Below are 12989 nucleotides of genomic sequence, written 5' to 3'. Positions count from 1 at the left end.
CAAGGGGGTCGCTGGGCGTGCTGACTGTGCAGCCGCCCGTGCTACTCCGATGGGCCGCTGGGCCGCGGTTCCGTTTCGGGGGCGCTCGTGACCGCCGTCGGGCGTGCCGTGTCGCCGTCCTCGTGGGCCAGCCGGTGTGGCCACCACACCTTCGGGCCCACATCGAGGAACAGGGCCGTCACGAGCACCGAGCGGACGACGAACGTGTCCAGCAGCACGCCGAGCGCCACGGCGAAGCCGATCTCCGCGAAGGCCACCATGGGCAGCGTGCCGAGGGCGGCGAAGGTGCCCGCGAGGACCAGGCCCGCCGAGGTGATGACGGCGCCGGTCGCGGCCAGGCCCGTGACCACGCCGGCGCGGGTGCCCTGGCGGGCCGCCTCCTCGCGGATGCGGGTGGTCAGGAAGATGTTGTAGTCGATGCCGAGGGCCACCAGGAACACGAAGACGAAGAGCGGGAAGTCGGTCGTCTCGCCCGCGTAGTCGAAGAGGTACCGGAAGGCGAGCGCACTGATCCCCAGCGCGGCGGCGAACGACAGCACCACCGTGCCGATCAGCAGGAGCGGCGCGATCAGCGCGCGCAACAGCGCCCCCAGGATCAGCAGCACGACCACGAGCACCAACGGGATGATCAGTACGTTGTCGTGGGTCGTCGCCCTGTCCATGTCCAGCAGGGCCGCCGTGCCGCCGCCGACCTGCGCGTCCGCCTCGGGCACCGCGTGCACGGCGTCCCGTACCCGCTCGACCGTCTCTTTCGCGGTCTCGCTGTCCGCGGGGGCGGTCATGGTGGCCTCGAAGAGGACCCTGCCCTCGTGCTCGGGCTTCGTGCCGGGCGGCAGGCCCAGTGACTCCGGTACGACACCGGGGGTGGCCGCGACCGCCCGGCCCACTCGCTCGGCCTGCGCCCGGTCGCTGACGATGACCAGCGGATCGCCGCTGCCCGCGGGGAAGTAGCGCGCGGATACCTCCTGGCCGACGACCGAGTCCGGCTTGTCGGTGAAGGCGTCGGCGTTGCTGATCCCCTCCGCGCGCATCTGGATCAGGCCCAGCGACAGCAGCGCGAGCACGGCCGCCGTGACGCCCCAGATCACGCGCGGGCGGCGGGCGATACCCCGGCCCATACGGGCCCAGACACCGCGCTCGGTCGGGTCGGGCGAACCGAGGTGCGGGATCACCGGCCAGAAGATCCAGCGGCCGAAGATCACGAGCAGGGCCGGGAAGAGGGTGAGCATCACGATCAGCGCCACCGCGACCCCGATGGCCGCCACCGGGCCGAGGCCGCTCGTCGAGTTCATCTCGGCGGCGAGCAGCACCAGCATGCTCAGGACGACCGTGGCGCCGGACGCGATCACCGCGGGACCCGCCCGGTGCAGGGCCAGTGCCATGGCCTCGTGGCGGTCCTTGTGGCGGCGCAGTTCCTCCCGGTAGCGGGCGACCAGGAGCAGGGCGTAGTCCGTCCCGGCGCCGAACACCAGGACCGTGAGGATGCCCGCGCTCTGTCCGTTGACGGTCAGGCCCGCGTGCTCCGCGAGGAAGTAGATCAGCGCCTGCGCGGTGAACAGCGCGACGACCACCCCGAGCAGCGGGACGATCAGCAGCGTCGGGCTGCGATAGGTGAGCAGCAGCATCACGATGACGACGGCCATCGCCGAGAACAGCAGAGTGGAGTCGATGCCCTCGAAGGCCTCGGAGAAGTCCGCGGACGTACCGCCCGGACCCGTGATGTGCACGGCGAGCCCGCCGCCGCCCCTGCCGACGTCGGCACGGATCGAGTCGACCGCGGGCGCGATCCGCTCCCAGCCCTTCTCGTCCATGGTGATCGGCACCTGGATCTGGGCCGCCCGTGGATCGGCGTCCCGGTCGAAGACCGGGCCCCGGGTCTCCGCCCCGCGGATGCCGTGGTCACGCAGCTCCTTGACCTGGCGCACGTCCTCGGCGATCTGCGCCCGGTCCTGTGCCGTGAGGCCGCCCTCGCGGGCGTACACGACGACCGCCGGGATCTGTTCCGGCCTGAAGTCCTCGGAGATCTGCAGGACTTGAGTCGATTCCGCGGAGCCGGGCAGCCAGGACGCCGCGTCGTTGTCCTGGGCGTCGGTGAGCTTCTGGGCGAACGGTGCCGTGAAAACCAGCAACACCAGCCACAGCGCCACCACGAGCCACTTGGCCCGGCGCCCGCAGACAAGGTGGGCGACGCCCCGCCGCTGCCTCTCCTGTACCTCCGTCATGGCCACCCCCGTAGCCGCCTCTGGAGCCGGTGGGCCGCCCAGCATGGCATGGCCGAACAGGGAGCAACACCCGCAGAAGGGATGAGGCGGTCCCGCGCCCCGTAAGGGGTGCGGGACCGTGACACGTGCGGTTCCGCCGCGCGGGCGCGACCAGCCACAGACGACCCGCGGCTCCCCTCGAACCGTCCCCACCCGAGACCGATGCCGCCCACCCCCCGATGGCATGGCAGTCTTGGGGCATGGCCGTGCAGATCAACCCCAGCATTCTGTCCGCCGACTTCGCACGCCTCGCCGACGAGGCGAAGGCGGTCGAAGGGGCCGACTGGCTCCATGTGGACGTGATGGACAACCATTTCGTCCCGAACCTCACGCTCGGTGTGCCGGTCGTAGAGTCCTTGGCGCGTGCGACGGACACGCCGCTGGACTGCCATCTGATGATCGAGGACGCCGATCGGTGGGCGCCCCAGTACGTAGAAGCGGGTGCCGGTTCCGTCACCTTCCATGTGGAAGCGGCCGCCGCGCCGGTACGGCTCGCCCGCGAGATCCGGGCCAAGGGCGCCCGTGCCTCCATGGCGCTCAAGCCCGCCACGCCCATCGAGCCGTACGAGGATCTCCTCGGCGAACTCGACATGCTGCTGATCATGACGGTCGAGCCCGGCTTCGGTGGCCAGGCTTTTCTCGACATCATGCTTCCGAAGATCCGCCGGACCCGCGAGTTGATCAGCAAGCACGGCCTCGAACTCTGGCTCCAGGTCGACGGCGGGGTCTCGGCCACCACCATCGAGCGCTGCGCCGAGGCCGGGGCCGACGTCTTCGTGGCCGGTTCTGCGGTGTACGGGGCATCGGACCCGGCCCAGGCGGTACGTGCATTGCGCACCCAGGCGGAGGCGGTGACCGCTGACGCGGCCTGGGCGTGCGGCCACTGAGCCACCACGAGACCAAGGGAACGTGAACGCCGCCCATCAGGGCTGATCAAGTACGCCGAATCTGCAAGGATGAACGGCGTATCCAGAGTGTGAACAGCAGTGAGGAGATGGCCGTGTCGGGTATGTCGGCGGGCCGGTCAGCCATGCGGATGGGACCCGCTGAGCTGGTGCAGGCGGCGGCCATGGCCCGCCGCTTCTACCTCGAGGGCAAGTCCAAGATCCAGATCGCCGAGGAGTTCGGCGTCAGCCGCTTCAAGGTGGCCCGGGTCCTGGAGACCGCTCTCGAACGGGATCTGGTGAGGATCGAGATCCGTGTCCCCGCCGAGCTGGACGCGGAGCGCTCCGACGCGCTGCGCGCCCGCTACGGCCTCCGGCACGCCGTCGTGGTCGAGTCCCCGGCCGATGCGGAGGAGTCGCCCGATCCGGAGAACCTCGGTGAAGTGGCGGCCGACCTGCTCGGCGAGCTGGTCGCCGAGGGCGATGTGCTCGGCCTCGCATGGGGCCGGTCCACCATTCACATGGCGGCGGCGCTCGACCGGCTGGCGCCGTGCACGGTCGTGCAGCTGACGGGTGTGTACGACGCCGGTACGGCCGAGCGGGGCTCGGTCGAGGCCGTGCGCCGGGCCGCCCAGGTCTCGGGTGGCGACGCCCACCCGATCTACGCGCCGATGCTGCTGCCGGACGCGGCCACCGCGGCAGCGCTGCGCAACCAGACGGGGATCGCCCGCGCCTTCGAGTACTTCGACAAGGTGACGGTCGCCTGTGTGTCCATCGGCTCCTGGGAGGCGGGCATCTCGACGGTGCACGACATGCTCACCGAGGAGGAGCGCTCCCACTACGCGTCCCTCGGCGTCGCCGCCGAGATGTCGGCCCACCTCTTCGACGCGGAGGGCCGCCGGGTCGGACGGGACCTGGGGGAGCGGTGCATCACGGTCGAGGCCGACCGGCTGCGGCGTATCCCCGAGGTCGTCGCGATCGCCGGCGGACAGCGCAAGGCGGCCGCCATCGACGCGGTGCTCCGCTCCGGCCTGGTCACCAGCCTGGTGACCGACACATCGGCCGCGGACTACCTGATGGCGGCGGGTCCGGCGCCGCGTCCGGCACTGGACCGGGCCGACCCCGACGGGCCCTGACCTGGGCCCTGGCCAAGGCCCTGAGCCTTTCGTGGATCTGGGGCCCGTCGGCGGATCGGCAACGCGCCTCGGGCGACGGCCGTGGCAGCGTCGGCGACAGGCTGCCCCGGCTCCGTGCGCTCGCACGAATGCCTGGACGCACGGACGCACGGACGCACGGACGCACGCGATGATCACTTCGAGTCCTTCAAGGCGGTGCTGAGATGACGGACGACGTGGCGGGCCGACTGGTGGTCACCCTGGACCTCGCCGGAGTCGTGGACAAGGCGGGCTTCATGGAGCGCTGCGTACGGGCCCTCGATCTGCCCGACTGGTTCGGCCGCAACTGGGACGCGCTGGCCGACAGCCTCACCGATCTCTCCGTCTGGCCCGAGGCCGCCGCCGGGCACGGACTGCTGGTCGTCGTCACCGGTTGGCAGGCGTACGCGAAGGCACGGCCGGGCGAGTGGGAGACGGCACAAGAGGTGTTCTCCGAGGCCGTGGACCGCACGCCGCGGCTCTCTGTGGCGCTCGCCCTTGGAGGATCCCACCAGACCCCCTCCCACCTGCCTGGATGATCGGCCCGGGCACCGCCCACCAGTCGACATGGGAGAATGAAGTACGTGCTCTTCCCCCTGGCTGACCTGTCCGGGGGCCACCTCTGATCGACTGGGATGTGCAGCACGTGCGTTTTCTCAATGACATCCAGCCCGCGTACGACCTGACGTACGACGACGTCTTCATGGTGCCGAGCCGCTCCGCGGTCGGTTCGCGGCAGGACGTCGACCTGACTTCCCCCGACGGCAGCGGCACGACCATCCCGCTGGTGGTCGCCAACATGACGGCGATCGCGGGGCGCCGGATGGCCGAGACCGTGGCCCGTCGCGGCGGGCTCGTCGTCATACCGCAGGACATCCCGATCGACGTCGTCACCGAGGTCGTCTCCTGGGTCAAGGGCCGCCATCTCGTGCTCGACACCCCCATCGTGCTGGGTCCCCATCAGACCGTCGCCGACGCGCTGTCGCTGCTGCCGAAGCGCGCGCACAACGCGGGCGTCGTGGTGGACGAGGACGGCAAGCCCGTGGGCGTGGTCACCGACGCCGACCTGAGCGGGGTCGACCGGTTCACCCAGCTGACCGAGGTCATGTCCCGGGACCTGCTGCTGCTCGACGCGGACATCGAGCCGCGCGAGGCCTTCAACACGCTCGACGCCGCAAACCGCCGCTACGCTCCCGCCGTCGACCAGGACGGCCGCCTCGCGGGCATCCTCACCCGCAGGGGCGCCCTGCGCGCCACGCTCTACACGCCGGCCACCGACGCGCACGGCAGGCTGCGCACGGCCGCCGCCGTCGGCATCAACGGCGATGTGGCGGGCAAGGCCAAGCAGTTGCTCGACGCGGGCGTGGACACACTCGTCATCGACACGGCGCACGGCCACCAGGAGTCGATGATCGGCGCGATCAAGACGGTGCGCGCGCTCGACCCGAGGGTGCCGATCGTCGCCGGCAACGTCGTCGCCGCAGAGGGTGTACGTGACCTGATCGAGGCCGGAGCGGACATCGTCAAGGTCGGTGTCGGACCGGGTGCCATGTGCACCACGCGCATGATGACCGGCGTCGGGCGGCCGCAGTTCTCGGCGATCGTCGAGTGCGCCGCCGAGGCGAAGAAGTACGGCAAGCACGTGTGGGCCGACGGTGGAGTGCGGCACCCGCGCGACGTCGCCATGGCGCTGGCCGCGGGCGCGTCGAACGTCATGATCGGGTCCTGGTTCGCCGGTACGTACGAGTCGCCCGGCGATCTGCAGCAGGACGCCGACGGGCGCTTCTACAAGGAGTCGTTCGGCATGGCGTCCTCACGTGCGGTGCGCAACCGCACGTCGGACGAGTCGGCGTACGACCGCGCCCGCAAGGCCCTGTTCGAGGAGGGCATCTCCACCTCCCGCATGTTCCTCGACCCGACCCGCCCGGGCGTCGAGGACCTGATCGACTCGATCATCGCGGGCGTCCGCTCCGCCTGCACCTACGCCGGCGCCCACTCCCTGGAGGAGTTCGCCGAGAAGAGTGTCGTCGGCATCCAGAGCGCCGCGGGTTACGCGGAGGGCAAGCCCCTGCACGCCAGCTGGAACTGAGAAACGGCTCGCGCAACGAACACACGTCGCTCCGCCAGGAACGCAACGATCTTGCGGGGGTACGCAAGGTTGCCGCATTACGCCTGTGAAGGCCGAGATCGTAAGGTCGTGGGCTGTACATAGTGTGGCGGGGACCTCCTGCTCGGCGGTCCCTTCCTTCGGGCCGCCGTGGGGGCCGCGCCGCCCTGACCGGCAGCGATGAAGGAGCCAGCGCGTGCTCGACCCCGGCGCACCCCCACAGTCCCCCCGTGACCCCAGCCGGCCACCCCAGGGCGCCGGACCGCGGCTGATGCGCCGCAAGCCCGTGGAACGGCTGGTCGACGAGGGGGGCCAGGGCGAGGGAGGTTCGCTTCGGCGCTCCCTCGGGCTCTGGCAGCTCACCATGATCAGCATCGGTGCCACCCTGGGCACCGGGATCTTCGTCGTCCTCGGCGAGGCCGTTCCCGAGGCAGGACCCGCCGTCACCGTCTCCTTCGTGATCGCCGGCCTCACCGCGCTGTTCTCGGCCCTCTCCTACGCCGAACTGGCGGGCACCATCCCGGTCGCCGGCTCCTCGTACTCGTATGCGTACGCAACGATGGGCGAACTGATCGCCTGGATCTGCGGCTGGTGTCTCGTCCTGGAGTACGGCGTCTCGGTGGCCGCCGTGGCGGTCGGCTGGGGCGAGTACCTCAACGAGCTGCTCGACGGCACCATCGGGGTCACCATCCCGGACGCGCTCTCCGCGCCGCCCGGTGACGGCGGGGTCTTCAACCTGCCCGCGCTGATCGTCGTGCTGCTCGCGATGGCGTTCCTGCTCGGTGGCGCGCGGGAATCCGCGCGCGCCAACACGATCATGGTCGTGGTGAAGATCGCCGCGCTGCTGCTGTTCTGTGCGATCGGCCTCCAGGGCTTCCGCTCCGGCAACTACGAGAACTTCATGCCGCTCGGCATGGCCGGAGTGAGTGCCGCCGGGGCGACCCTCTTCTTCTCGTACATCGGTTTCGACGCGGCCTCCACGGCCGGCGAAGAGGCCAAGAACGCCCAGCGCGACCTGCCCCGCGCCATCATGCTCTCGCTGATCATCGTGACGGCGCTGTACGTCCTCGTCGCGGCCGTCGCCGTCGGTGCGAAGCCCTGGCAGCGGTTCTCCGGTTCGGAGGCCACGCTCGCCGGGATCATGAAGGACGTCACCGGGCAGAGTTTCTGGGCGACGCTCCTCGCGTTCGGCGCGGTGATCGCCATCGCCAGCGTCGTCCTGACCGTGCTCTACGGCCAGACCCGCATCCTCTTCGCCATGTCCCGCGACGGGCTTGTGCCCAAGGTCTTCTCGCGAGTGCACCCGAAGACGGGTGCGCCTCGCGCCAACACCCTCATCGTGTCCGCCTTCTGCGGTGTCCTCGCCGCCGCGATCCCTCTCGGTCAGCTCGCCGACGCCACCAGCATCGGCACGCTCTTCGCCTTCGCGCTGGTCAATGTCGCGGTCGTGGTGCTGCGGCGTACGCGTCCGGAGATGCCGCGTGCGTTCCGCGTGCCGCTGTCGCCGGTGCTGCCGGCGCTCGGCTTCGGCTTCTGCCTCTGGATGATGGGCAGCCTGGACACCGTCACCTGGGTCGTCTTCGGCGTCTGGATGGCCGTCGGGCTCGTGTTCTACTTCCTGTACGGCTATCGCCGTTCGCGTCTCGCGGCCGAACCGGCCGAGTGAGCGGTCCTCGAAGACCTGAAGAAAAGTGATCCACCCGCAGTGCTGAACGATCTCGACGAACACATAGTGCACGCCCTCGCCGAGGACGCCCGACGCTCCTACGCCGACATCGGCCAGGAGGTCGGGCTGTCGGCGCCCGCGGTGAAGCGGCGCGTGGACAGGCTGCGCGCCACCGGGGCCATCACCGGCTTCACGGTCCGTGTGGACCCGGCCGCGCTCGGCTGGAAGACCGAGGGGTTCGTCGAGATCTACTGCCGTCGCAACACCTCACCCGAGACCATTCAGCGCGGTCTCGAGCGCTACCAGGAAATCGTGGCCGCCTCCACCGTCACCGGCGAGGCCGACGCCGTCGTCCAGGTCTTCGCCTCCGACATGCGGCACTTCGAGCGAGTGCTCGAGCGGATCGCGGGCGAGTCGTTCGTGGAGCGGACCAAGTCCGTGCTGGTGCTGTCCCCGCTGCTGCGCCGCTTCTCGTCGGGTGCACCGACGTAGCGCTCCGCTTTTGGGCCGGTTCGAAGGTGCGGGTCCGTCGTGGCTGGTCGCGCAGTTCCCCGCGCCCTTTGTGGGGCTGCGCCCTTTGCGGGGCTGCCGACCGCCCATATTTTCCCTGGGCCGCGTCGATGGGCCCGGTTACTATCGGTGCCATGGCCTGGCGACATTGATTCACCAGCCGCGCCTCCCGAGGGCCGCCGCGGACGCCCGTAATTCCGGCGTCCGAACTGTCCCTGCGGGAAGGCCTCATGACTCTCACAACCGCGCGTGTGCCCACCAACGGTATCCGGCGGCTGACGGCCACGCTGTACGGCTACGCGTTCCTCGACGACTTCGTCCTGCTCTACCCGGTGTATGCGCTCCTGTTCGCCGACACCGGTCTCCCGGTATGGCAGATCTCCTCCCTCTTCGTCCTGTGGTCACTGACCGGCGTCCTGGTCGAAGTCCCATCCGGCGCCTGGGCCGACGCCGTCTCCCGGCGGATGCTGCTGTGGCTCGGCCCGCTGCTCAGCTCGGTCGGCTTCGCCCTGTGGGTGCTCGTCCCGTCGTACTGGGCGTTCGCCGTCGGCTTCGTGCTCTGGGGTCTCAGGGGAGCGCTCGGCTCCGGCGCGCTGGAGGCGCTGGTGTACGAGGAACTCGACCGGCTCGGCGCGGCCGACCGGTACGCGCGCGTCATGGGCCGTGCCCAGGCGACCGGGCTGATGGGCGTCATGGCGGCGATGGGGCTGGCCGCACCGGTGTTCGCGGTCGGCGGGTACCTGGCCGTGGGGCTGGCCAGCGTGCTGGCCTGCCTGTTGACCGCGGCGGTCGCGGCCCGCTTCCCGGAGCACCGGGACCCGGACGCGGCCACGGCCGGTGCCGGCTGGGCCGCGACACTGCGCGCCGGACTCGCCGAGGCCCGCGGCGACCGGTCCGTACGCGGCGCGCTGCTGCTCGTCCCGGCCGTCACCGCCGTGTGGGGCGCCCTCGACGAGTACACGCCGCTGCTGGTGCGCGACACCGGCGTGCCCGACGGCACCGTTCCCTGGTTACTGCTGCTGATCTGGGCGGGAGCCACTGGCGGTGGTCTGCTGGCCGCTGCGGGGGAGCGCCTCGGCACCACCGGACTGGCCGGGGTGCTCGCGGGCTCCGCGCTCGCCCTGGCCGCGGGCGCGATGGCGGGGACACCGGCCGCCATCGCGTTGGTGGCCCTCGCCTTCGGCGGCTTCCAGCTGGCGAGCGTTCTGGCCGACGCCCGACTGCAGGAGCGCATCACCGGAACCGGCCGGGCCACGCTCACCTCGGTCGCCGGTGTGGGCACCGACCTGACCACCATCACCGTGTACGGCGCGTACGCGGTGATCGGCTCGACCACCGCACACGGCTCCGTCTTCGCCCTGTTCGCGGTGCCGTACCTGGTGACGGCGCTGATACTCGCGGCCCGGGCCCGCCCCTGTGCCTTTTGACGACAGGGCCTGGAAAACAGTCGGCCGCCAGGGGACGACCGCGAAGTCACCCGCTTTCGCATCCCGGGCGGCGACACGGATCCTGTCCGTGGTCCGGTCCCAGGTGGAGCTCATGCGCGCTTCACCGTAAGCGGCTCCCAACCCGTGAGCTGCGACTCCAGGAGGACCCGGCCTGCGACTGAGGGTGCGCAACGAATCGCCGCCCGGCCGCTGAGGCGCGCAACGATTCGTCCGCGGACGCGCAATGAGTCCGCCTTGTCGGTCAGAAGCCGCCGACCGTACCGTCTATGTGGCCCCCCGACTCCCCTTCGCCCCCGGTGAGGAACACGCATGCGCACCGCCCTGCTCCAGAGCTCCGGACGTCCCGGCTCCGTCGCCGCGAACCTCAAGGTTCTCGACGTGGCCGCGGAACGTGCCGCCGCCGCGGGCGCCGGGCTGCTGGTGGCGCCGGAGATGTTCCTGACCGGGTACGCGATCGGTGGGGACGTGCCCCGGCTCGCCGAGTCCGCCGACGGCGAATCCGCCGACGCGGTCGCGGAGATCGCCTCCCGGCACGGCCTCGCCATCGCCTACGGCTACCCCGAGCGCGACACGGACCAGGTCTTCAACTCCGCCCAGCTGATCGCCGCCGACGGCACCCGTCTCGCCAACTACCGCAAGACCCACCTCTTCGGCTGCTTCGAGCGCGACCACTTCACGCCGGGCCAACTGCCCGTCGTCCAGGCCGAGCTGGCCGGCCTCCGCGTCGGCCTCATGATCTGCTACGACGTGGAGTTCCCGGAGAACGTCCGCGCGCACGCGCTCGCCGGCTCCGACCTGCTCGTGGTGCCGACGGCCCAGATGCACCCGTTCCAGTTCGTCGCCGAGTCCGTCGTGCCGGTGCGCGCCTTCGAGAACCAGATGTACGTCGCGTACGTCAACCGGGTCGGCCGGGAAGGGGAGTTCGAGTTCGTCGGGCTCTCGACGCTGGCCGGGCCCGACGGGGTCGCCCGCACCCGCGCCGGCCGCGGCGAGGAGCTCCTCCTCGCCGACGCCGACCCCGTCCTCCTCGCGGCCTCGCGCGAGGCGAACCCGTACCTCGAGGACCGTCGCCCCGGCCTCTACGGGTCCCTTCTCTGAACCCCGCTCAGCCCTCCCCTCCCCAATCTCTTTCGCGCAAGGAGTCCGTACCCCATGACGTCCACCGTGCCCAACGCAGTCGAGCACGCCGGCGAGCAGCGACTGCCGATCACCATGTTCGGTCCGGACTTCCCGTACGCGTACGACGACTTCCTCGCGCACCCCGCGGGCCTGGGCCAGATACCGGCGACCGAGCACGGCACCGAGGTCGCGGTCATCGGCGGCGGACTGTCCGGCATCGTGGCCGCATACGAGCTGATGAAGATGGGCCTCAAGCCCGTGGTCTACGAGGCCGACCGGATCGGCGGCCGCCTGCGGACCGTCGGCTTCGACGGCTGCGACCCGTCCCTGACCGCCGAGATGGGCGCGATGCGCTTCCCGCCCTCCTCCACGGCGCTGCAGCACTACATCGACCTGGTGGGACTCGAGACCCGGCCCTTCCCCAACCCGCTTGCGGAGGTCACGCCTTCGACGGTCGTCGACCTCAAGGGCGAGTCGCACTACGCCGAGACGGTCGACGACCTGCCGCAGGTCTACCGGGACGTGGCGAACGCCTGGAACAAGTGCCTGGAGGAGGGCGCCGACTTCTCCGACATGAACCGGGCCCTGCGCGAGCGCGACATCCCGCGCATCCGTGAGATCTGGTCGCGGCTCGTCGAGAAGCTCGACAACCAGACCTTCTACGGCTTCCTCTGCGACTCCGAGGCCTTCAAGTCCTTCCGTCACCGCGAGATCTTCGGACAGGTCGGCTTCGGGACGGGCGGCTGGGACACGGACTTCCCCAACTCCATCCTGGAGATCCTGCGCGTCGTCTACACCGAGGCGGACGACCACCACCGCGGCATCGTCGGCGGCAGCCAGCAGCTCCCGCTCCGGCTCTGGGAGCGGGAGCCGGAGAAGATCGTGCACTGGGCGTACGGGACGTCGCTCGCGAAGCTGCACGACGACGGGACGCCGAAGCCCGCCGTGACCCGGCTCCACCGCACGTCCGGCAACCGGATCACGGTCACCGACGCGGACGGCGGCATCCGTACGTACCAGGCGGCGATCTTCACGGCCCAGTCCTGGATGCTGCTCTCCAAGATCGCCTGCGACGACGCGCTGTTCCCGATCGACCACTGGACGGCGATCGAGCGGACGCACTACATGGAGTCGTCGAAGCTCTTCGTGCCGGTCGACCGGCCGTTCTGGCTGGACAAGGCCGTCGACGACAAGGGAGATCCGACCGGCCGGGACGTCATGTCGATGACGCTCACCGACCGGATGACGCGGGGGACCTACCTCCTCGACGACGGTCCGGACCGGCCCGCCGTCATCTGCCTCTCCTACACGTGGTGCGACGACAGTCTGAAGTGGCTGCCGCTGTCCGCGAACGAGCGGATGGAGGTCATGCTGAAGTCGCTCGGCGAGATCTACCCGAAGGTCGACATCAGGAAGCACATCATCGGCAACCCGGTGACCGTGTCCTGGGAGAACGAGCCCTACTTCATGGGCGCGTTCAAGGCCAACCTGCCCGGCCACTACCGTTACCAGCGGCGCCTGTTCACGCACTTCATGCAGGACCGGCTGGACGAGGACAAGCGGGGCATCTTCCTCGCGGGCGACGACATCTCCTGGACGGCCGGCTGGGCCGAGGGCGCCGTACAGACCGCGCTGAACGCCGTGTGGGGCGTCATGCACCACCTGGGCGGCGGGACCGACCCGGCCAACCCCGGACCCGGCGACCTCTACGACGAGATCGCACCGGTGGAACTGCCCGAGGACTGAGGCCAGGCCGGGCCCAGGCCGGGCCAGGCCGGGCCAGGCCGGGCGTGGGCCCGGCCGTCCGCAGGCCGAAGGCGCAGCGGCCCGCGTGGTCGCC

General features: G+C 70.6%; 10 protein-coding genes. 9 read left to right on the top strand and 1 reads right to left on the bottom strand.

Annotation, left to right across the window (positions count from 1 at the left end):
• Positions 1 to 41: 41 nt before the first annotated feature.
• Positions 42 to 2222 (bottom strand): MMPL family transporter, encoded by a 2181-nt coding sequence (locus tag FE633_RS26725; protein WP_138047752.1) that lies wholly within the window; start codon positions 2220 to 2222, stop codon positions 42 to 44.
• A gap of 239 nt (positions 2223 to 2461) precedes the next feature.
• Between FE633_RS26725 and rpe the strand changes: the two genes are divergently transcribed.
• The 9 genes from rpe to FE633_RS26680 all read left to right on the top strand — a co-directional run bounded on the left by rpe (position 2462) and on the right by FE633_RS26680 (position 12895).
• Entirely contained in the window at positions 2462 to 3148 is a 687-nt protein-coding gene (gene rpe / locus FE633_RS26720; RefSeq protein WP_138047751.1) for a ribulose-phosphate 3-epimerase, read from the top strand.
• 89 nt (positions 3149 to 3237) lie between these two features.
• Positions 3238 to 4281: a sugar-binding transcriptional regulator gene (locus tag FE633_RS26715; RefSeq protein WP_171060139.1), complete on the top strand. Its 1044-nt coding sequence runs from the start codon at positions 3238 to 3240 to the stop codon at positions 4279 to 4281.
• Between the two features lie 203 nt (positions 4282 to 4484).
• Complete coding sequence (locus tag FE633_RS26710; protein ID WP_138047750.1) at positions 4485 to 4838, top strand: barstar family protein; 354 nt, start codon at positions 4485 to 4487, stop codon at positions 4836 to 4838.
• A gap of 107 nt (positions 4839 to 4945) precedes the next feature.
• On the top strand, positions 4946 to 6388 hold the full coding sequence (locus tag FE633_RS26705; RefSeq protein WP_171060138.1) for a GuaB1 family IMP dehydrogenase-related protein: 1443 nt from the start codon (positions 4946 to 4948) through the stop codon (positions 6386 to 6388).
• A 214-nt stretch (positions 6389 to 6602) separates the two neighbouring features.
• Positions 6603 to 8072, top strand: a complete 1470-nt coding sequence (locus FE633_RS26700; protein WP_138047748.1) for an amino acid permease — start codon at positions 6603 to 6605, stop codon at positions 8070 to 8072.
• A gap of 39 nt (positions 8073 to 8111) precedes the next feature.
• On the top strand, positions 8112 to 8564 hold the full coding sequence (locus FE633_RS26695) for an Lrp/AsnC family transcriptional regulator (protein ID WP_119106212.1): 453 nt from the start codon (positions 8112 to 8114) through the stop codon (positions 8562 to 8564).
• Between the two features lie 248 nt (positions 8565 to 8812).
• The gene (locus FE633_RS26690) at positions 8813 to 10009 is read left to right on the top strand and encodes an MFS transporter (protein ID WP_138047747.1); all 1197 of its coding nucleotides are present in this window, start codon (positions 8813 to 8815) and stop codon (positions 10007 to 10009) included.
• A 330-nt stretch (positions 10010 to 10339) separates the two neighbouring features.
• Positions 10340 to 11128 (top strand): carbon-nitrogen hydrolase family protein, encoded by a 789-nt coding sequence (locus FE633_RS26685; protein ID WP_138047746.1) that lies wholly within the window; start codon positions 10340 to 10342, stop codon positions 11126 to 11128.
• Positions 11129 to 11182: 54 nt separating this feature from the next.
• A complete protein-coding gene (locus FE633_RS26680; protein WP_138047745.1) occupies positions 11183 to 12895 on the top strand; it encodes a flavin monoamine oxidase family protein in 1713 nt (570 codons plus the stop codon).
• Positions 12896 to 12989 lie beyond the last annotated feature (94 nt).

Origin of the sequence: Streptomyces montanus (genome assembly GCF_005786655.1) — a bacterium.
Classification (GTDB): domain Bacteria; phylum Actinomycetota; class Actinomycetes; order Streptomycetales; family Streptomycetaceae; genus Streptomyces; species Streptomyces sporangiiformans.
The sequence above is the reverse complement of the archived record's forward strand: the minus strand, read 5'-3'. Positions and strand labels throughout refer to the sequence as shown.

What these genes read in the sequence shown, in the direction of transcription:
- FE633_RS26725 (WP_138047752.1), bottom strand. Translation starts at nt 2,222, where the DNA reads ATGACGGAGGTACAGGAGAGGCAGCGGCGGGGCGTCGCCCACCTTGTC.
- rpe (WP_138047751.1), top strand. Translation starts at nt 2,462, where the DNA reads ATGGCCGTGCAGATCAACCCCAGCATTCTGTCCGCCGACTTCGCACGC.
- FE633_RS26710 (WP_138047750.1), top strand. Translation starts at nt 4,485, where the DNA reads ATGACGGACGACGTGGCGGGCCGACTGGTGGTCACCCTGGACCTCGCC.
- FE633_RS26690 (WP_138047747.1), top strand. Translation starts at nt 8,813, where the DNA reads ATGACTCTCACAACCGCGCGTGTGCCCACCAACGGTATCCGGCGGCTG.
- FE633_RS26685 (WP_138047746.1), top strand. Translation starts at nt 10,340, where the DNA reads ATGCGCACCGCCCTGCTCCAGAGCTCCGGACGTCCCGGCTCCGTCGCC.
- FE633_RS26680 (WP_138047745.1), top strand. Translation starts at nt 11,183, where the DNA reads ATGACGTCCACCGTGCCCAACGCAGTCGAGCACGCCGGCGAGCAGCGA.